Source organism: Alteromonas sp. H39, from assembly GCF_047556435.1.
In the GTDB taxonomy this organism is placed as follows: domain Bacteria; phylum Pseudomonadota; class Gammaproteobacteria; order Enterobacterales; family Alteromonadaceae; genus Alteromonas.
In genome coordinates this window covers 3,707,332-3,727,851 of the sequence record NZ_CP180210.1, presented here as the reverse complement: position 1 = coordinate 3,727,851, position 20,520 = coordinate 3,707,332, and the positions used below count along the sequence as shown (strand labels likewise).

The 20,520-nt window shown below is 49.8% G+C and carries 16 protein-coding genes; 8 read left to right on the top strand and 8 right to left on the bottom strand.

The annotated features are described in order from the left end of the window. Nucleotide 1 precedes the first annotated feature (1 nt). From ACLBLI_RS16245 to ACLBLI_RS16225, 5 genes are all read left to right on the top strand, one after another. Nucleotides 2–406 carry a hypothetical protein gene (locus tag ACLBLI_RS16245; protein ID WP_414828610.1) on the top strand — a complete coding sequence of 135 codons (405 nt, stop codon included), beginning with the start codon at nt 2–4 and terminating at the stop codon, nt 404–406. Continuing rightward, nucleotides 406–702 (top strand): helix-turn-helix domain-containing protein, encoded by a 297-nt coding sequence (locus ACLBLI_RS16240; protein WP_414828609.1) that lies wholly within the window; start codon nt 406–408, stop codon nt 700–702. Before ACLBLI_RS16245 ends, ACLBLI_RS16240 begins: the two co-directional genes overlap by 1 nt. Nucleotides 703–921: 219 nt before the next feature. Next, nucleotides 922–2,013: a chemotaxis protein gene (locus tag ACLBLI_RS16235; protein ID WP_414828608.1), complete on the top strand. Its 1,092-nt coding sequence runs from the start codon at nt 922–924 to the stop codon at nt 2,011–2,013. A gap of 5 nt (nt 2,014–2,018) precedes the next feature. Beyond that, nucleotides 2,019–3,071 (top strand): aldo/keto reductase, encoded by a 1,053-nt coding sequence (locus tag ACLBLI_RS16230; RefSeq protein WP_414828607.1) that lies wholly within the window; start codon nt 2,019–2,021, stop codon nt 3,069–3,071. 207 nt (nt 3,072–3,278) lie between these two features. Continuing rightward, nucleotides 3,279–4,352 (top strand): Na/Pi symporter, encoded by a 1,074-nt coding sequence (locus ACLBLI_RS16225; RefSeq protein ID WP_414830985.1) that lies wholly within the window; start codon nt 3,279–3,281, stop codon nt 4,350–4,352. Between the two features lie 85 nt (nt 4,353–4,437). Here ACLBLI_RS16225 and ACLBLI_RS16220 read toward each other — a convergent pair whose 3' ends face one another. Continuing rightward, nucleotides 4,438–6,429: an alpha-amylase gene (locus ACLBLI_RS16220; protein WP_414828606.1), complete on the bottom strand. Its 1,992-nt coding sequence runs from the start codon at nt 6,427–6,429 to the stop codon at nt 4,438–4,440. Nucleotides 6,430–6,864: 435 nt separating this feature from the next. Further along, entirely contained in the window at nt 6,865–8,034 is a 1,170-nt protein-coding gene (locus ACLBLI_RS16215) for a DcaP family trimeric outer membrane transporter (RefSeq protein WP_414828605.1), read from the bottom strand. A 509-nt stretch (nt 8,035–8,543) separates the two neighbouring features. Between ACLBLI_RS16215 and acs the strand changes: the two genes are divergently transcribed. Further along, the gene (gene acs / locus ACLBLI_RS16210; protein ID WP_414828604.1) at nt 8,544–10,490 is read left to right on the top strand and encodes an acetate--CoA ligase; all 1,947 of its coding nucleotides are present in this window, start codon (nt 8,544–8,546) and stop codon (nt 10,488–10,490) included. Between the two features lie 18 nt (nt 10,491–10,508). Next, the gene (locus tag ACLBLI_RS16205; protein WP_414828603.1) at nt 10,509–11,162 is read left to right on the top strand and encodes a response regulator transcription factor; all 654 of its coding nucleotides are present in this window, start codon (nt 10,509–10,511) and stop codon (nt 11,160–11,162) included. A 384-nt stretch (nt 11,163–11,546) separates the two neighbouring features. Here ACLBLI_RS16205 and ACLBLI_RS16200 read toward each other — a convergent pair whose 3' ends face one another. The 5 genes from ACLBLI_RS16200 to rimK form a co-directional block, all read right to left on the bottom strand. Beyond that, on the bottom strand, nt 11,547–12,533 hold the full coding sequence (locus ACLBLI_RS16200; RefSeq protein ID WP_414828602.1) for a hypothetical protein: 987 nt from the start codon (nt 12,531–12,533) through the stop codon (nt 11,547–11,549). 214 nt (nt 12,534–12,747) lie between these two features. After that, nucleotides 12,748–13,659, bottom strand: coding sequence for an amino acid ABC transporter substrate-binding protein (locus ACLBLI_RS16195; protein WP_414828601.1), 912 nt, complete (start codon nt 13,657–13,659; stop codon nt 12,748–12,750). Between the two features lie 10 nt (nt 13,660–13,669). Beyond that, nucleotides 13,670–14,110, bottom strand: a complete 441-nt coding sequence (locus ACLBLI_RS16190; RefSeq protein WP_414828600.1) for an ATP-dependent zinc protease — start codon at nt 14,108–14,110, stop codon at nt 13,670–13,672. Nucleotide 14,111: 1 nt separating this feature from the next. Beyond that, nucleotides 14,112–15,149 (bottom strand): succinylglutamate desuccinylase/aspartoacylase family protein, encoded by a 1,038-nt coding sequence (locus tag ACLBLI_RS16185; RefSeq protein ID WP_414828599.1) that lies wholly within the window; start codon nt 15,147–15,149, stop codon nt 14,112–14,114. Next, nucleotides 15,150–16,055, bottom strand: coding sequence for a 30S ribosomal protein S6--L-glutamate ligase (gene rimK, locus ACLBLI_RS16180; RefSeq protein WP_414828598.1), 906 nt, complete (start codon nt 16,053–16,055; stop codon nt 15,150–15,152). It lies immediately after the preceding gene. Nucleotides 16,056–16,227: 172 nt separating this feature from the next. On the opposite strand from rimK, the gene ACLBLI_RS16175 reads away from it, so the two are divergent. Further along, on the top strand, nt 16,228–16,860 hold the full coding sequence (locus ACLBLI_RS16175) for a mechanosensitive ion channel domain-containing protein (protein ID WP_414828597.1): 633 nt from the start codon (nt 16,228–16,230) through the stop codon (nt 16,858–16,860). Here ACLBLI_RS16175 and ACLBLI_RS16170 read toward each other — a convergent pair. Continuing rightward, entirely contained in the window at nt 16,838–20,278 is a 3,441-nt protein-coding gene (locus ACLBLI_RS16170) for a PAS-domain containing protein (RefSeq protein WP_414828596.1), read from the bottom strand. The genes ACLBLI_RS16175 and ACLBLI_RS16170 overlap by 23 nt on opposite strands. Between the last annotated feature and the right edge of the window lie 242 nt (nt 20,279–20,520).

Genomic DNA, 20,520 nt, shown 5'->3' with positions numbered 1-20,520 from the left:
CATGACAACACAATATAACAACCCGGTTAGCTTTTCCTATCGTGATGGCCTGTTCATGCCGTTTATGTACAAAGGGCATCAGGTTGTCGTTCACAATGCCAGCTGGTCGTTCAAAGAAAAAGTCTGGGTAGACGATGAACTGGTAATTAACCAAAACGGTTTCGCCATGTCTTCAACTCATGAAATCGTCGTCGAAGGTGATACCCTCGCTCTCACGTTCGGCAGCCGCAATAAACTAAAAGAGGTATTTTTAGAAGTTCGTTGTGGTGAAAAGGTAGTTTATGAGGTGAGTGAAGCGTTATCTAACGGTATGAATGCGCGAGAATTAACAGCAGTCATGATTGGCTCAGGAGTGGCTGGACTGGTTGTGGGTTATCTGGCCGCCTCATTTTTCGGAGGTGCCTGATGCTTCTAAACGCCGACATTATAAAACAAAAGCGACAGCAACGAGGCTGGACTCAGGAGCATGTTGCCGCGCTTTGTGACATCTCTGTACGCACTGTGCAGCGCGCCGAGAAAACCGGTATTGCGTCGATGGAAACCACGCAGTCTCTGGCGGTGGCGTTTTCGGTTGAATATGTTGCCTTACTTGCCGATGGAGGCGTGAAGCACGCGCACAGCAGTGTTTCCGTAACCCACCTTATTCTGCTTGGCAGCGCGACATTTGTGATGGGATTAACACTCGGCGCTGTTTTTTTATAAATCATGTCACAGGTATTTTTCTGACGCCGGTCTGCTGTGTTCGAATAACAGTAGATTCGGCATTTCTCAAGCCCTGCTCAAATCGAGCAGCAAAATGTCATCACTGTATATGTTCATAAATGCACTACTTCTGTGTTTATGGCAGCGGCCTCATTGAAACATTAAGGTCATATAACTGCGGTAGCCTGCCTCTCTGATTTGCTATTGAGTGTCCTGGTTATGCGTTTTGACTCGATTAAATCCCGGCTTGCTTTGATGACCTGTGTTTGTGTGCTGGGAATGGGGTTGTTGGTGGGGAGTCAGCATTATTTTTCTGAACAGCAATACCGACTGCAACAGCAACAAAGCCAGTTGCTCAGAATGGGGCAGGATTTACTGCAAATGCGCCGCCACGAAAAGGACTTTCTGTTGCGGCACAATCCTCGCTACTTTGAACGTTTCAGTGAGCGGGCAGACACACTGAACGGCCGGCTTCAGACAATAACGCCGTTATTTGCCACTTACGAGCTTCCGCAGGAGCAGGCGACTCAGCTTGCCAAAGGGCTGTATCAGTATCAGCAATTATTTCAGCAGGTAGTGAGCCTGCAAACGCAAATTGGGTTATCGCCAGTACAGGGGCAGCTCTATGCCTTGTCCAACACCGAGCAGAAATTGTTAAGACAGCCCGACTTCGGCTACGGTTCGGTAACTCGTACACAGTTCGATGAAGCCAGGCTGGCAGTTAGAAATTACCAGTTATCGCGCGACAGCTTTTATCGGGAAAAAGCGGATCAGGCGTTATCCAAACTGGCAGATCGCCTGGAATCCGACACAGCGGTAACCATGATGCTGCAGGAATACCGCAATACATTTTCCCACCTTGCCGATGCTTATCACACACTCGGGGTGACGCATAATGATGGGCTTCGCGGGCAGTTTCGCCGGCAGGCTCACCATGTGGAAGCGCTGCTGCAACGCATCGATCAGGCGCTGCAGCCGATACTTGAAAAACAGCAGCAACAGGTAAAAATATACAGCCTGACGATTGCCGGACTGACGTCTGTCGCGCTGCTGCTTATTTTGGTCAAGAGTTTTGCGACATTTCATCGCGCATTTGCTAACTTTGTCATGTTCTTTTATCGCTGTAAGCGACAATATCAGAAAATGGACCCCAGACAATTGGGGTTTGCCGAATTTAAGTCACTGGCAGAACTGGCAAATGAGATGGTCGAGTCCAGACGGGACATCGAACATAAGTTGGCAAATGCGGAAGCTGAGCTGGCCTGCGCCCGGGAAAACCTGCCAGAGCGTCATACAGGAAAAGCGATTTAATACCTATGCATTACCACACTCTTGGAAGCAGCGATCTTAACGTTTCAGATATTTGCCTGGGTACCATGACCTGGGGCATTCAGAATACTCAGGCAGACGCCGACGACCAGCTCAATTTCGCGCTGGATGCCGGTATCAACTTTATTGATACCGCGGAAATGTATCCGGTACCACCGAACGAGCAAACCTATGGTGATACCGAGCGGTGTATTGGCGACTATCTACGCCGGTTCCCGGAAAAGCGCCGGGACATGGTGCTGATGACGAAAGTCGCTGGCAGCGGATTCAGCTATATTCGAGAGGGCAGCGAGATTTCAGCGGCTTCACTGACGCAGGCACTGGATGCGTCGCTCAAGCGCCTGCATACTGATGTAATCGATGTCTATCAGCTGCACTGGCCTAACCGGTCAACGCCACATTTTGGCAAGCACTGGCCGGGAAAGACGAACCCATGCGGTGTTAACCGCGAGCGTGAAGTCGACGGCATGCGAGATATTCTCAACGGAATCAACCAGGCTATGGTGGATGGAAAGATTCGTCACTGGGGGCTATCCGATGATACGCCATGGGGAATCCACACCTTCCTTCGCTTATGCCAGGACATGGATATCCCTAAGCCGGTCTCAATACAAAATGAGTTTAGTCTGCTGCATACCAAAGACTGGCCCTACTTAATAGAAATGTGCGCGCTGGAAGACATTGCTTATCTGCCCTGGTCGCCACTGGCCACAGGCATGCTGAGCGGAAAGTATCTCGATGGTGCCCGGCCAAAAGGGTCGCGCTGGACCTATGTACAGCGTCAGGGGCTTTTCAGAGATAAAGATCCCGCGCAGGAAGCCACCCGCCAGTATATGGAAGTGGCGCAACGAGCTAAGCTAACACCCGCCCAGCTAGCGCTTGCGTGGTGTCAGCAGGTACCGGGAGTCACCTCGACTATCATTGGTGCCACTACGATGGCGCAGCTCAAAGAAAACGTGGCGGCGTTCTCTATGCCACTGGACGATGCCATATTACGACAAATTGAGACGGTAATGCGTCGCTATCCTGCCGGATTCTGATCTGTGTATTGGTGCCTGCGCCAATCTTCACCATAATTTTTTGTGACGGTTTGCGAGCATGCCGTCATTAGCCTGTCATATAGCTGTCATAGGATTTACCGGTAACGCATTTGAGGAATTCCTATGACAGTGTCTTCAGATAACGCAAAAGTCACTGAGCTGCTGCCATCAAGTCCACGCGCTGTTCAATGGCTGTTTTTAGTCGCAATGGTGTATTTGATGCTGCTGGCAGTCAGCATGATTGGTTCAGGTTTCAAACTGGCCGCAGGCGATCACGCCAAAGAGCTCTTTGCGTTTGCGTCTAATCCGGTGCTTGGCCTAATCATTGGCATGGTAGCAACTGCGCTGATCCAGTCTTCCAGTACCGTAACGTCTATCATTGTTGGTATGGTGGCAGGCGGGCTTCCTATTACCATCGCCATCCCAATGATGATGGGGGCGAATATTGGCACCAGTGTTACCAATACCTTAGTGAGTCTGGGACACATCGCCCGCAAGGATGAATTTCAGCGCGCGTTTAATGCCGCGACGATCCATGATTTTTTCAATGTGCTCAGTGTCGTTATCTTTTTGCCACTGGAAATGGCTTTTGGTTTACTGGAAAAGATGAGCGGGTTCATCGTTGATATCCTCCATACCGGAGAAGCACTCACTGGAAGTGGTGTTAACCCTATCAAAGCGATGACACAACCGCTGACGGACGCAATACTTGGGGGACTGGCATTTTTGCCGGGGATTTACCCTGGGCTTGTAGCGATTTTACTGGGAATTTCACTGATCATGCTCTCTATTACCTGGCTGGGGCGAATCATGAAGCGCCTTATGGTGGGGAAAGCCAAAGAGATCCTGCACAAAAGTATTGGCAGAGGACCGCTTTCAGGTATTGCTTCAGGTACGGTGGTAACGGTATTGGTGCAATCCTCTTCCACCACAACATCACTGATCGTGCCATTGGTGGGTAGTGGAATATTATCTGCGCGAGATATCTATCCTTTCACATTGGGCGCTAATATCGGCACCTGTATCACTGCGCTTATTGCCGCGCTTGGGGTGACCGGAATGAACAGTGGGTTTGCATTACAAATTGCGCTGGTTCATTTGCTGTATAACGTTCTGGGCGTAGCGGTGATTTATGGCGTACCTTTTTTGCGCAATATTCCACTTAACTTGTCTTACGGTTTGTCTGTGATCACTGCGCGAAGAAAATTTTACGGTGCGGCCTACGTGGGAGGTCTCTTTTTTGCGTTGCCGTTGAGTGTGATTATGGCATCGACCTGGTAATGAAAAGCGGGCCGGTTAAGAATAAGCGGCCCGCGTATTCAGATAAACATAGTGAGCATGCACGAAGACATACTCACCCTTTACATTAAAGTGCAGTTATAGCGGCATCGTTCTGACCAAAGCGAAACCTATTCTTTTTCCCGCACTGTGCCATATGGTTGGTAGATGAATATGGCGTGGCGTTCTGAGTGATATCGCCTTCCCAGCCCTGTCCGTTTTTGACGAAGGCTTTGAGCTCGAACCAGCCATTGACAGTTTTGCTGCAGTCCATCTGCACATCCAGCATCCAGTAGTGTGATCCCCAGGTATTGAAAGGGGTTTCTCCATAGCCATCGTTTGCAACCGTTTTTAACGGACCCCAGCCGGCAGGCCAGGTGTCCGTGGTCCAGTCGAGCGCACTGCCTTCTGCTTCAGTGCTTTGCGACGCCTCGATGCCATACCAGTCCAGATAGTTATCATTGGCTTTCCACGGCGCTGTCGTCGCGTTACGCAAATTGTTGTGAACAACAGGGATGGCGCAGGCGTAGTTGGTGCTGGTGCAGTTTCGGCCAAGGTTAGCAGCCGCGTAATCGTGATCAATCCCCCCTCTGACAAACATATCCTGACCACTGGCGGTTTGGGCTTCAATAAAGATCAGGGTGCGTTGCCAGTCTGCAGAGGTAGGTGTTGTCGTTATCCTGGCGTTTTTGTGAATGGCTACCGCTTCCCAGGAGGGAATCGCGACAGTCACTGCGCCACTGCTGTCTACCGTAAGTGTGTTGCCCGTACAGCCGTCGCCAGCTGCGTTCAGCTCACCGCTTAATACGTCACAATATTGTCCGGGCGCCATAGACGTTTGTAGCGTGGTGTTTAACGCATAAGCTTCTTTGTTTATCGCAACAAAACCACTGTCTGCCCGGCCAAAAGCAATTTGATTGCCGCCATTGCTCCACCAGTCCGTCACTGTGAAGTTATCAGCCGTGTTGTTTCTGAAGTCTACGCCTCCCGCTATGTAACTCCAGCGATGTTCGCACTTCCAGTTGCTTGCGAAGCACTCCAGATTCCCATTGTTGTGAACCGGGACCGCAGGGGGGCCCGCGTCAGTATCACCGTGAAAGTCATAGCTGGACATCACTTTAGGGTAGCCATAAGGCCACGCCAGCATGAACACATTTGCCAGATCGTAAAGTCTGCCATCCTCAAAGGTAATGACATTGCCGCCACCGCCATGGCCGCGTTGGTTGTCGTGATTGTCTATGAAGACTACAGCCTGATAACTGGGCATAAAGCCCCATGCTTCGCCAAAATTGCTAAGCCAGGACAGCGAGCCATTTCTGAAAGTATTGCCAATTTCGACCGAGTATTTAAATTCCGTCACCAGGCCGTTACCAAAATATTCAGAGGCCCCGATCGCTTCACCCCCCTGGTCAATCACTTCCTGAAAAATGAGTGGGTTACCGTTAAGTCTCTGCAGCACGCCATCAATGTCTGAGGCAGCCATATGCTTGGAGGCATCCAGTCGGAAACCTGCAACACCAATATTGATAAGGTCGTTCATATAGGCTGCCAGTGTAGACTGTACGTAGTTGTCAGCAGTGTTCAGGTCGGCAAGACCAACCAGCTCACAGTTTTGTACCTGCCAGCGATTGCCATAATCTGTAATGGCGCAGGTGCTATGAAAGTCCTGCGGCGAATACATCGGATAGGACTTATTGCCGAAGGTATTGCCAGCGGTACCTGTGCCGCTGCCAGACGCCATATGGTTGATAATGGCGTCTACATAGATATCCACGCCCACGGCGTCACATCTCTCTACCATATCGATAAACTCACTGCGCGTGCCGCCGCGGCTTTCCAGTACATAGCTTACTGGTTGGTAGCGTGCCCACCATTCAGACACGTCGATATGCTCATTCGGCGGAGAGACCTGAACTGCGGCAAAACCTTTTGGCCCAAGGTGGGTTTCGCATTCTGTCGCGATGTCCTGCCAGTTCCACTCAAACAGGTGAACAAAAGTTGTGGGGGCGGCAGCAGCGGCAGGGGCGCTAACCAGCATGCCGGCACCGAGTAACGCTCCGGTCATAATAGATGTTTTCATAATTGGGTGTCCCGTATTGTCATAAGGTATCAAGACGTCAACCTGCAATTGGCGCAGCAATTCCTTTCCTTTGACGCCGGTGCAAATATTCATCATGAGATTGTCTGGCTGACATTTCTATGAATGCTTAACCACAGTACACACCCTAGAATGTGAATAAATTGTAAACAATGTGAATACGTATGCATTAATTTTGCGTTTGCATGCGAGACTCCCTGAAACGATGTCGTACAGGGCTTATGAAAAACAGGTGACTAAAGCGCTGGATAACCCGTTGTATCAAGCCCGAAGCGATTTTTTCAGATTAATAAATGCACACAAATAGTGTGTATGCACACCGTCTCAGAAAAGAAAAAATATTTGCGGTGTACTGTGCAGGTGTGGCGGCAAACAAAAAAGGCCACCGAAAGGTGGCCTGGAGATATTGTGACTACTTTAGAAAGCGTATTTAGCTGAGAACTGGACGCGGTTCATGTCGCCTTCCAAATCCGCTTCGGTTTCGCGGTGCGCAAACGCATATTCCGCACCGAAGGTAAGCGCTTTTGTTGGTGAGTACAGTACGTTGGCGCGAGCACTGTAAGTGCTTTGTGTTACGCCTACACCGGTTAATGCAGTATCGTTATCGACTTCCAGTGCGGAGAACATAAAATTACTGCGGGTTTTCGGATTCCACACATGACGGTATGCCAGGGTGTAGCCGTAGGAATCGATCGCTTCCAGATCGCCATTCGCATCAATTACAGCACCGTTATGCGCGTTCAACGCGGTATAGCGACCAATTCCTGAGCCGGTGTTGAATAACAGGCGAATATCGTCCCCGTTATCTAAATTTATTTTACCTGACACGGAAATCCCATAGCCTGTTTCATCAGCGTCTATACCTGCGCCATCATCATAGGATAACTGACGAATCAGGCCGGCAACTTTAAAGTGACCCCAGTCGCGTGTTGCGGTGTAAGCGGCGATAAAATCGGGGACGGCGTTGTCATCGGCAACAATACGACCACCACCGCCAAAGGGTGTCACCGTGGTTTCCGGGTTCTCCAGTGCTACTTCAAATCCATTATTCGAGTAGCGGACCATGGTTTGACGTCCAAAGATGGTGCCATCAGTAACACCGATGAAGTCCAGTGACTCCGGGAGGGTCGCCACGTCCATAAACGTGGTCCAGGTTTGGCCTACTAACCAGTTCTTGTATTTCAGGAATGCATGGCGCACGCGTGGAGTATAAGAGTTACTGATCCGTTCATCTCCACCGTCGGTAACGATAAAATCAAGTTCCAGCACGCCGGTAATAGTATCACCATTTTCAGTTGGCGTGTTGGTTGTGAAGCGGAAACGAGACTGGCGAATATGGGCGTCGAACTGCGAACCTTCATCGTTACCTGAAACCGGGGTTAGAGAGGGGATGTAAAAATCGCGACCAATGCTGCCTGAACCCAGCGTACCTTCTGAATAATTGCTAAACATAGCGTCGGCTTTGATGTAGCCGGAAAATTGCACATTGGTGTCTTCTAATACGTCGGCGTGTGCAGCCGAGGTGCTGACAATGCCAGCTAAACCGAGGGATACCGCGAGCGTGGTTTTTTTGATGGTGTTTCTCATAATGTTGTCCGTCCCAGTGTTTCAGGTTAAGAAAGTGTAAATTCGCAGTTAACAAACGATAATTTGGCTGACAAACTACGAATTGCAAATAAGCGGATGGTCTATAAGACGAAAGTCTTATCAACCTGATGCCGATATACAGTTCAAGGCGCCGTATTTACACGACGTGCACAAGCATGTAGGTGCGTTTGCGGCGAATGCCGAGGGGCGCAGGGATGATCATGCGACGTACTGTATATTTCGTTGTGGCGTAATTATCGGGCACGGATTACCTCATAGTTACCTGCGCGAGTGAACCGTTTTTTTGCCAATATGTGTAAAGACATGAAATGCGCGAGTCGCATAAACCATTCGCAATGTGGTGTAAAACCTGTGCTAGCCCTGAATACTAAAAGCGTCGCACAGGTGTTTCGTTAAGACCAAAGTCTCATTTTGCTTTGTTGAGGAAAGACTACATTGGTTTACCATCAGGATTACAATTCAAGATTTCGAAAGCGGAGGCACTAATTATGACTGCCAGTAAGACGTATCCAGTACCCGAGGCAATTAAGAAAAACACCCACCTCACGGCTGAGCAGTATGAATCGATGTATCAGCAGTCCGTGTCAGATCCGGAAGGCTTCTGGGCTGAGTATGCCGGAACTCTGGACTGGTACACGTCGCCAACAAAAATTAAAAACACGCATTTTGGCGACAATGATGTCTCAATTAAGTGGTTTGAGGACGGTGAAATTAATGCCAGCTACAATTGCATTGATCGCCATCTGGCGGAAAATGCCAAAAAGACGGCAATTTACTGGGAAGGCGACTCACCGGGGAATGATGAAACCATCACGTATCAGCAACTGCATTATGAAGTGTGTAAGCTGGCGAATGGTCTGAAAAAGCTGGGTGTTAAAAAAGGCGATCGCGTCGCAGTTTACATGCCAATGGTGCCCCAGGCCGCATATGCCATGCTCGCTTGCGCCCGTATCGGCGCAGTACACTCGGTTATCTTTGGTGGCTTCTCACCCAACGCGATTGCCGATCGCATTAACGACAGTTCAGCGAAAGTCATTATTACCTGCGATGAAGGCCGTCGAGCTGGTCGCAGTGTGCCGTTGAAAGCCAACGTGGATAAAGCATTAGCGAATGGTGCGTGCCCTTCAATTACCAGTTCTCTGGTGTATAAACTCACTGGTGGAGATGTTAACTGGAACAGTGATGTAGATGTGTGGTGGGATAAGCTGGTGGAGGATTGCTCTGCTCAGTGTGAACCCGAAGTAATGAACGCGGAAGATCCATTATTTATTCTGTACACATCGGGTTCTACCGGTACGCCTAAGGGCGTAGTACATACCACTGGCGGCTACCTGCTTTATACCTCCATGACATTTAAGTATGCCTTCGATTATCGCGATGATGATGTGTACTGGTGTACCGCAGATGTGGGCTGGATCACGGGGCACAGTTACATGGTTTACGGCCCGCTGATAAACGGTGCGTCACAGGTCTTCTTTGAAGGTGTGCCGACGTACCCTGACGTAAGACGTATTGCGCAGGTCGTAGAAAAGTACAAGGTTAACAGCCTGTATACTGCGCCTACCGCAATTCGCGCGTTGATGGCCCACGGTGACGCACCGGCTGAAGGATGTGATTTATCCAGCTTGCGTCTGTTAGGTTCCGTAGGCGAGCCTATTAATCCGGAAGCCTGGGAGTGGTACCACCGCGTACTGGGCGAGGGCCGCTGTCCGATCATGGATACCTGGTGGCAAACCGAAACCGGCGGCATGATGATTACGCCAATGCCAGGCGCGACGCCGCTTAAGCCTGGTTCCGCATCGCGTCCGTTCTTTGGTATTGAGCCAGCACTGTTTGATGCCGATGGCAAAGAGCTGGAAGGCGCTGCTGAAGGGAATCTGGTCATCAAAGACAGCTGGCCAAGTCAGGCACGTACGGTGTATGGGGATCATGAGCGTTTCATTAATACGTACTTCAGTGCGTATAAAGGTGTGTACTTTACCGGTGACGGAGCTCGCCGTGATGAGGACGGTTACTACTGGATCACTGGGCGCGTCGATGATGTTCTGAATGTGTCAGGTCACCGACTGGGTACTGCTGAAATCGAGAGTGCGCTGGTGGCCCACCCTAAAGTGGCAGAAGCCGCTGTTGTTGGTTATCCGCACGATATCAAAGGGCAGGGGATTTACGTATATGTGACGCCTAATGAAGGCATTACCCCGGATGATGAACTTACCAAAGAACTGCGTGCCTGGGTGCGTACTGAGCTAAGTCCAATTGCCACACCGGACATGATCCAGTGGTCCAGCGGCTTGCCGAAAACCCGTTCTGGTAAGATCATGCGCCGCATTTTGCGCAAAATTGCGGCCAATGAGCACGATCAGTTAGGTGACACCTCAACATTGGCGGATCCGTCAGTTGTTGATACACTGATTGAGGAGCGTCTGAACAAGTAACAGGAATAACAACGAATAATGATAACCTTGCTGATTGCTGACGATCACCCTCTTTACCGGGATGCACTTAGAGGAGCGTTATCATTGACGTTTCCGGATCTCCTGCTTCGCGAAGCAGGCGATCTGAATACTACAGTCGGTATTCTCGAAAGTGAGGATATCGACTTGCTGTTACTGGATTTACATATGCCGGGCAGTAATGACCTGTTCGGCTTATTACATATTCGTAAGCTCTATCCAGACCTGCCTGTCGCGGTGGTGTCTGGCACTGAAGATCCTACCATAATTTCCAAAATCGTCGGCGTTGGCGCGTTGGGTTTTATACCCAAAACCGCCAGTTCCGGAGATATCGCAAACGCAGTTAAAGCCATTCTGGATGGCGATATCTGGGTGCCGGCCTCGGTCAGCGAAGACATTGAAGAGATTGATGAAGCCTTCTCTGAATTGGCTGACAAAGTGGCTTCACTGACGCCATCACAGTATAAAGTGTTGTGCTTTATGCGCGACGGTTTGTTGAATAAGCAAATAGGCTATAATCTGGATATTGCTGAGGCGACGGTGAAAGCCCATGTAACGGCAATTTTTAAGAAATTAGGAATTAACAACCGTACTCAGGCAGTATTGATAGCGTCGCAACTGGAGTTGGAACCGCCAGCCAGCGCACACAGCTAGAGCCTGTTTATCTTGGTTCATTATTAATGCTGATCGCTAAAACTACCCGATACAAGCAAGAAGTCGCATAGTTGGGTAATCCAGATAAGCGCTGATAGCGCGGAAATATGACGCACCGGCCCCTTCCACTGTCGGCCAGTGGCCAGATATGCGCTATACGGCCCACCTATTCACTTATCCAGGCCCACTACATCTCGCTCATTTGAAATTACCTGGCACAACACGGGCCGGCTGCTGCATAAGCATTAAACCAGGATAAACAGATTCAAGGTAAGGGGCGAATACTTCTGTTGCCGCTGGGGTATGCAGACAGTGACTAATCACAGCGGTTGTGCTGGTTTAAACGCATACCTGATGGTTGTTATAGTACGTGCTGAAGTGCATTTACTTGCCGCTACTGCTTTGACTGAAAGCCTTGCGGGGCGTTTTCTTCACTGTTGAGTTGCTGACATATTCCAGCACTTCATCAAAATCGAGATATTGTTCTACAGCGACTCTGGCGGTATCGCTAAGGATCGGATTGTGCAATTTATAGATAGTTCGCCCTGCCAGAACATCATAAGCGGTCTGGTAAAAAGCCTGCGACTCCAGCCGCGATTGTAATTCACCGCTTCTCACCATTATTTTCAGTCCGCTTTCCAGTCTGTCGGCCAGTTCAGTATTCCATGACGCAACATAAAAAAACAGCGGGTTCGGATATACCATCAACGTGTAGGGCTCGATTGTCAGGTTGTCGGTAATGGGTTGTGTAAGTTCAAAAAGGGCTTCGTGCACGGCTCTGGGATACGCATCAACAAACCCTCTCTGGAGCATGCGAAAGCCTGCCTTGTAAGTGACCATTTCTACGTTAAAGTCGTTATTTATCAGGATCCGCGTATCCGGCCAGTCAGCGCCTTGTGCATAGAGAAGCTGACGCAGTTCGGGTAGCTTTGGCGAACGAAGAAAACGGTTATCATGCTCCCTGACCAATAACACCCGATATCCGTAAAAGCCGCCAATGATTGGAATAGGGATAGCACGAGATTGTTGTTCTCTGTCTCTGTCGCTTATCATCCAGATTATGTCACTTACTCCCTCTTCGAGATTACGTAATTGTCGAGACTGCACAGCTGCCTCCTGTTCGCCAACAAGCAAAAAAGGACCGTATTCTTGCTCTGTGAGGGCGAGCGCACGTGTCAGGACTTCCACAATGTAATTATGGATCCCATACGTAGTGTCTACCTGATGGGGAATGGATAACCTTTGCACAGCAGGTTGACTGCTTTCGTCGGCGAGAACCGCGGCGGGAGACACGACAATAAAAAACAGCATCAGTAACGAAATACGTGGTTGTGACATTGTCATCTTACACAACATAGATGGTTGCCTCATTGACTAGTCCGTTATAAACAAGCTCCATAGTGCTAAAAGGTAGACTATGACACGTTACTTCGCGAATATCACCGACATTGCTATGGTCACGCCGTGTTGTCGCTTTGCATACGCAAGTGCCGATGTGGCGTAAACGGAAAGGCGCGCCCCTGGCTGTGATATGAGAAAATCAGCTGATTAACCGGTAAGCCGGTTTAGCTTTGCGGTAACGTACCTAATTCGTAATATTGAAATAAGGCAGGTAGTCTTCCATTGCCTGGTGGGATTCATTACTGAGCATAGGGTTGGTAAGCTCCAGGACATGGCGCCCTTTCGCGCGCGCGGCACTGGATTGATAGAAAGGCTGTGACTCGAGTAATGACTGAAATTCGCCGCTTTCCAGTAGGCTGATTAAGCCCTGCTCAATACGATATGCCAGCGCGTGATTGTCCCGACTGACAAAGAAAAACATGGCGCTGGGGTAGCGAATTAGCAAGTGTTTTTCAAGTGCTATGGGAAGGTCTTTGGCGTATTCAAGTTCGTAATCGACTTCCAGAATGCCACGGGGATAATAGTCTGCAAACCCTTCGGCCAATACTTTGAATGATGCCTGATACGTCGACTCCAGTACGGAAAAACCATGATAACGATATAATCGTGTATCAGGCCAGTCCTGTCCCTGGACCGCACGATATTGTTTTAATGTGTTCAGCGATATCACCGAATTGAAGCGGAGATCACCTTCACGAATAAGCAGCAGTCGTTGCCCAAATAGCCCTGCTGTGAGGGGGATCCGAACGGCTTTATGTAGATTTTCTCGCTCCGCTGTAGTCACGCTCCAGGTAACATCCAAAAGACGATTATCCAGGTTACGGAGTTGACGCTCCTGAACCGTTCCGCGTTCATTGGGTAATAGTTTTACCTTTCCGTACTGGTCAGCATTGGAATCCAGGGCCATTTGCAGAAGGGTTTTGACATAGTTGTAAAGCGGATCTGTTCCACCAAATACCTGAGGTATCCGGATGATTCGATAAGTTTCCTGCTCTTTTTCTTTGCTGACTTCCTGCGCGACAGCGACCGCGCTGATAAACAGACTTATCAGCACCGCAATAACCGTTGCGCATCTTGCCAGACAGATTCTTTGCATACGAGTTTCGTTAATCTTTCCCGGTTAACAGATATTCAAACTCAGGATCGACAACCAGACGTCCATTCATCGCTTCACGTCCCAGTAACATGAGGTAAGTCATTTCTGATCTGTCCGTGAGCGTTAGCTGAATGGTCCAGCGCATATCATCCATGACGATGGGCGTATCAATAACGTAACGCTTTTCTCGCGTCGCGGTAGAACTTTTCACCTGCTTCTTACCTACGACAGGGGCTTCCCGTCGCACGACTCTTTCTACATTATGTATATCCGGATGAATATCAAAGCGGATCCAGGTCTCACCAAACTTTTCAAATTCCTCAATATTATCGACATGAAGCGAAGATGTGGCGGCGCCAGTGTCTACGCGGACGTTGAGTTGAGAGATTTCCAGCTCGGGCAGGTCGCATAATTCAATCGCGCCTACCAGTTTTTTGCTACCGGTGCTCATTCTATTCTTCCTCGACTACAGTCTGATCACCCAGGATCAGATTGTCCTGCAAAAGCTCTACGTGCTCCGCTACTGTATCAGGCTCTTTAAAGTAAGCGATATGGTATATCGCTTCACCTTCCTGTGTCAGCGGAATGTTCTGTTTGCCAATAATGACCCCATCAGCCGGGCTCAAAATGGTGGAAACCACATTGCCATAAGGGTCGGCAACAGTCGCAAGACGGTCACCTTTACTGACATGGTCGCCCAGTTGCGTGATGTGAGTAACAAAGCCACTTTCCGGCGCACGAACCCAGCCACTTTGTCTGGCGATAAAGCGGTTGATGTCATGCCCTTTGCTCTGGCGTTTATTGAGCATCCCCAGGTGTCGCATCGTATTAATGATTCCACGTACCCCTGCGCGAATTGAAAATTCGTCATAACGCAAGGCCTGACCCGCTTCGTAAAGCAGAATTTTCACACCCTCTTCACTGGCCGCCTGACGCAGCGAACCGTCCCGGATTTCTGCATTAAGCAACACCGGCACTCCAAATGCCTTTGCCATTTCGAGAACGTCTGCGTCGTCGAGGTCGGCACGGATTTGCGGCAGATTGCTGCGATGTATGGCGCCGGTATGCAGATCGATGCCCACATCACACTTACTTACTACTTCTTTAAAGAACAGGTTAGCCAACCGTCCTGCTAAAGAGCCCTTTTTACTACCGGGAAAGCTGCGGTTCAAATCCCGTCGATCAGGCAGGTAACGAGACTGGTTCAGAACCCCGTACACATTCACCATAGGCACAGCAATCAATGTCCCGCGCAGGCGCGTTATTGATTTGGAGCGAATAAGACGACTCACGATTTCAATACCGTTAAGCTCGTCTCCGTGAATGGCAGCACTGACAAACATTGTCGGTCCTTCACGTTTTCCGCGTTTAACAAAAACCGGTATACTCATGTTGGTCGCTGTATACAGCGGTGGCATTTCCAGTTCTATTTTCTTAGTTTCACCTGGCAAGACATCTTGCCCGCCTATCGTAATAGGTGAGCCTTTCACTTATCCTTTTCCTTTTGTTCGGGTGTTGTTCGGCTTTGCCGACTTAGCAATAAACTCGATAATCATGCCAGCTACATCTTTGTGGGTAGCGGCTTCAATACCTTCCAGTCCGGGCGATGAGTTAACTTCCATGACCACCGGCCCATGGTTAGAACGCAGAATATCAACACCACAACAATTCAGGCCCATCGTTTTCGCGGCATCAATGGCTGTTTTGCGCTCGGCCGGCGATAAGCGTACCAGACTGGCTGACCCGCCGCGGTGAAGGTTAGAGCGAAATTCACCGGGTGCCGCCTGACGCTTCATCGCAGCAACCACTTTACCTCCAACCACCAGACAACGGATATCAGAACCGCCTGCTTCCTTAATAAATTCCTGCACAAGGATAGACGCGTTTAAGCCCATGAACGCTTCGATAATCGATTCTGCGGCCTTTTGCGTCTCCGCCAGCACAACGCCAATCCCCTGGGTACCTTCAAGTAGTTTAATTACTACCGGTGCGCCGCCGACATTCTTGATCAAGTCGTCAATTCGGTCGGGGTGATGTGCAAAGCCTGTACGCGGCATGCCGATGCCCTTTCGGGACAGCAATTGTAAGGAACGGAGTTTGTCACGGGAGCGACTAATGGCCACAGACTCATTAACAGAGTAGGTGCCCATCATTTCAAATTGCCTGACAACAGAAGTGCCGTAAAAACTGACCGATGCACCAATACGCGGTATCACCGCATCATAGTAAGGAAGTTTGCGGCCTGCATAACGCACCGATGGTCGCGCGCTGGTAATATCCATGTAGCAATGCATGGTGTCGATGATATCAACAGTGTGGCCACGTGCTTCGCCAGCTTCCTTCAAACGGCGGGTGGAGTACAACTTAGGGTTACGGGATAAAATGGCTATTCGCATGGAAAGGATGAAGTCCTTGCTTTTAAAGTAAGTGAGTGCCGTGGCATCATAAATATTGGTGTGTGACGGCAATAGTCCTGCTACTAATATAGATGATATATTGGGAATCGTCTTGATAATTTTCTTATGCTATCGATAGTTAGCTTTTGTTGAACAGGTGAGGAATACGTGCATGGCACCTTGGTTGCGTGGTTTGATTGGGTGGGTTGAGACCTATCAGGTTAATCTTATTGTGAGTGCAGTATGTATGCTGCTTTATGTGGCGGTCATCCGGGTGATTATTCCCCGGCTGGAGAAAAACCTGGAAAGCAGCCGGGTGAAGTCTTCCAGTGCACTCAAAGGATTGTTTGTGGCCCGCGTCATTGCTGGTGTAGTGACATTTGCCGGTGTGCTGATGGCATGGGGGGTAGATTTTTCCGGTCTGCTGGTATTATCCACGTCGATCATTACGCTGACCGGGGTTGCGCTGTTTGCAAGCTGGTCTCTTATCAGCAACATTACAGCCTATTTTATTCTGTTAACGAACGTTACCTATCGACGCGGGAACGGAATACGCATCCTCGACGGCGACAATTTCGTGGAAGGGGTGATTGCCGATATTAATCCTTTTAGCACCCGACTAGTCACCGCAGACAGGGAAACCATTCTCTATCCTAACAACCTGATCCTGACGCGTCCGGTGCTGATAAATCCGAAAACGTCGTGGGGCAGTCTCGGGAAGATCGTCACGCCGTCAAAAGAGGCTGCAACGCCACTTGACAAGCCGAAGCGGAAAAACAAATCTACGTCGACTCCGCATCCTTGATATAACGGGTCATGCTTTGCAGCAACGCCCGCAATTTCGCGGGCTTGAGAGGCTTGGTGAGATAATTCACACCCTGCGCTTTGCATCTGGCAACCAGCTCCTCATCCTGCGTGGCGGTGATCAGAGACGCGGGTAAGACAATATCTAGGTGTTGGCGAATAACATCAATCAAATCCAGCCCGTTCTGATGTTGCGATAACTGGTAATCCATCAACAGAATTTGGGGGGAGAAGATATCCGCCTGGCGGATGGCATCGTCCCAGTTGTTGGCGAGCATGACCGTGACTCCCCATTTTTCCAAAACTGTCCGCATGGCGTCGAGGTTTTCCTGCTGGTCATCGACGCACAGCACACGTAGCCCTTTGAATGTCGTATTGCGATTGGCCAGTCCGGTGGCAGTGCGTTTGCGTGCCAGCGCTTTCGGTAGCGAAAGGGAAAAACAACTGCCTTTACCTTGGTCTGACGTTACCTGAATCTGGCTTTTCAGTTGGCCGGATAACCGTCGTACTACGCCCAATCCAAGACCGATCCCGTGCTCACTGGAATCACCAGTACGGTAGAAATCACTAAAGATAAGCCCCTGCTGTTCTTTTGAGATACCGATACCGGTATCTCTCACCGCAATTTCCACCGACTCACCCTGGGTTCTTACGGTAATCAGCACTTTGCCTTTTTCGGTGTATTTAATGGCATTTGAAAGCAGGTTCTGCACAATTCGATACAGAAAGGTTTTATCTGCGATGGCCCAGCATGGACGTACTCGTGACCGTAATTGCAGGCCTTTTTCTTTCGCACGCATCGCCATCTCGTCAATTAGCGGAGTCAGCAAGGCTGAAAGGTCAACCGGTTCCAACGTGGGACGAAGTTCACCCTGATCGAGTCTGGCAATATCCAGTAATGTACCAATCAGCGCTTCACTGGAGCTCACACTATGATTAAGTTTGCGCACAATGCTGACAACATTGTCAGGCAAGCCTGCTTCTTCCAGGGCAGTTACGTATAACTTGGCGGCATTCAGGGGCTGTAAAACATCGTGACTGGCCAGCGCCAGAAACCGGGTTTTACTGGCGTTGGCATCTTCCGCGGCCTTTCTGGCGCGAATGAGTTCTTTCTCGGCTTCGGAGCGACGCTCGATTTCCAGACGTAATTCGGCATTTATGGAGTGCACCTCCTCTGTGCGTTTTTTAATGCGAAGTTCCAAATCGATGTTGGATTCTTCCAGTGCCTGCTGAATCTCGACGTGACCGGTGATGTCATTGAAGCTGGTAACGAAACCGCCGCCAGGCAGTGGATTGCCAACCATCTCGATGACCCTGCCATCACTGCGCTGGCGCGTGAATCGATGGGGCGTGCCGGTACGCAAATGCTCAAGACGCTTCTCTACCTGCTCTTCGACATTACCGGGACCAAACTCTCCCTTTTCCGCGTTGTAACGCATTAATTTTTCAACTGGCGTACCAACGTTGAGAAAGCCTTCCGGATATTGATAAAGCGCCGCATATTGCTTATTCCACGCCACCAGATTCAGGTGTTTGTCGACCACACTGATACCCTGATCCATGTTCTCCAGCGACGTTAATAGCGCTGTCATATTAAACTGCATGGCCTGGGTAGTGTCGTCGAAGAAGTTAATGACTTCAGTGAAATCGAGTTTCTTACCCCGCAGAACGCTGTCAATAAGCGCCTTTGCTGAGGATGCACCGATTACACCGCCCAGAGCCCTTTCACAAAACGCGAGAAAAGGCTGATCGGGGGAGTGGCTGTCATTCAGCTTACAGTGATTGAGCTGCTGGTATTCTTCCACTAACTGCTGACACCGGCCTTCACCCATAAAAGTGGAGAGCAGCGTGATCAGGTCGGCAATGGTGACGTTGATATGTTGCTTTTTCGTTTGGGGACCATTGCGCACCTCAGCTGGGGATACGAACGCTTCAGCCTGAATACGGTCAATCAGTCGTGGTGGCGCGAACCAGGAGAACACAATATATGCGAAGGTATTGGCGGCCAGACTGACCAGCGCCCCCTGACTTATCATTTCATTTTGTTCAATTCGCGGCACCTGCTCGCCGACCAGCGGCATTACCAGCCACATTACCCAGATGATTAATCCAAGTAACAATCCGGCATAGACCCCGTGGGCGTGTGCCCGCTTCCAGTACAGACCCCCCACAATTGCCGGCAGCAGCTGAATGACCAGTGAGAAGGCAATCAAACCAATAGAATGTAACGACCGAGCGCCTGTCATTTGCTGGTGGTATAGAAATGCCAGCAGAAGGATAAAACCAATCACTATGCGGCGAATTAGCTTGATGCGTCGCGAGTAGTCTTTGTTGCGGGCCGCGGGCTCACGGATAGCGAACAGACGTGGCAGGATCACGTCGTTTGTGAGCATAGTACTGAGTGTCAGCGTGGCAACAATAATCATCGCCGTGGCTGCGGACAACCCACCGATAAAGACAATTATCTGCAGCAATACCGACTCAGAATAAATCGCCAGCGACAACACATATGAATCAGGCTCGACATTGGCGCTGCCAAATATGGCAGTACCAGCCATCGCTATAACCGGGATTACCGCAGCAATAATGGCCAGGTACAGCGGGAACAGCCAGCGTGCGGTCTTTAAATGACTGAGACTGAGGTTATCGACAATCGCAACATGGAACTGTCGTGGCAGACACAATACCGCCGCCGCAGACATAATGGTTTGGGCGATAAACGTGAATGAGCCAAACTGGGAAATTGCCTTCTCAGCCAAAAATGGCGCTATTATTGGCCCTTCCTGAGAATTGTTCCAGGCGGTGTAGCCCACTATGGCCACCAACACCAGTGCCAGCAGTTTTATCGATGATTCAAACGCGATAGCCAGCATCAATCCCCGGCGATACTCGGTAACGTCGGTTTGTTTTGTCCCGAAGTAGATGGCGAACACGGCGATAAATGCCGTCGCCGCAATAACGATGTAATCACTGTTTGGCTGCTGTGTCAGAAGCTGGAATGTGCTGCCAATCGCTTTTAACTGAAGCGCAATATAAGGGATGGTGGCCAGAAGCGCGATAATCGTCACTAACAGGGCAACAAGCTGACGCTTACCATATCGCGATGCAATAAAATCGGCGATCGTGGTGATATGTTGCTTCTTACTGACCAGAGTCAGTTTATAAATAAACCGATATCCCAGTACGTAAACCAGGATCGGGCCCAGCAAAATAGGCAAATAAATCCACGTATCCCGGCTGGCCTGCCCGACCGCACCGAAAAACGTCCAGGCAGTACAATAAATTGCAAGCGCAAGTGAATATGTTGCGGGATGCGATGTCAGCCATCTTGCCGTCGGTGAATTTTTATCGCCCCAGCTCGCAATATAAAAAAGCGTAAACAGATAAATTAGCCCGAGCGATACCCAACCTAGCGTCATGCCTTTTCCTAACAGGTTTTTAACAAATCTGGTTGCATTATACGCAACCTCCTACGACCTGACCTACGACCATCGTCTCATTCCTAGATTGCAAAGGCAGGTCTAGAGTATACCCAATGCTCCTACCGGCGGGGTTTTTGCGCGATGTGAGGTCTGCGGACTGATATCGGGAACCACAAAGATCGCCTGAAAGCCTCCCCGTTAGGAAAATGTAAAAATAACACATCCACTTAACCTGACAT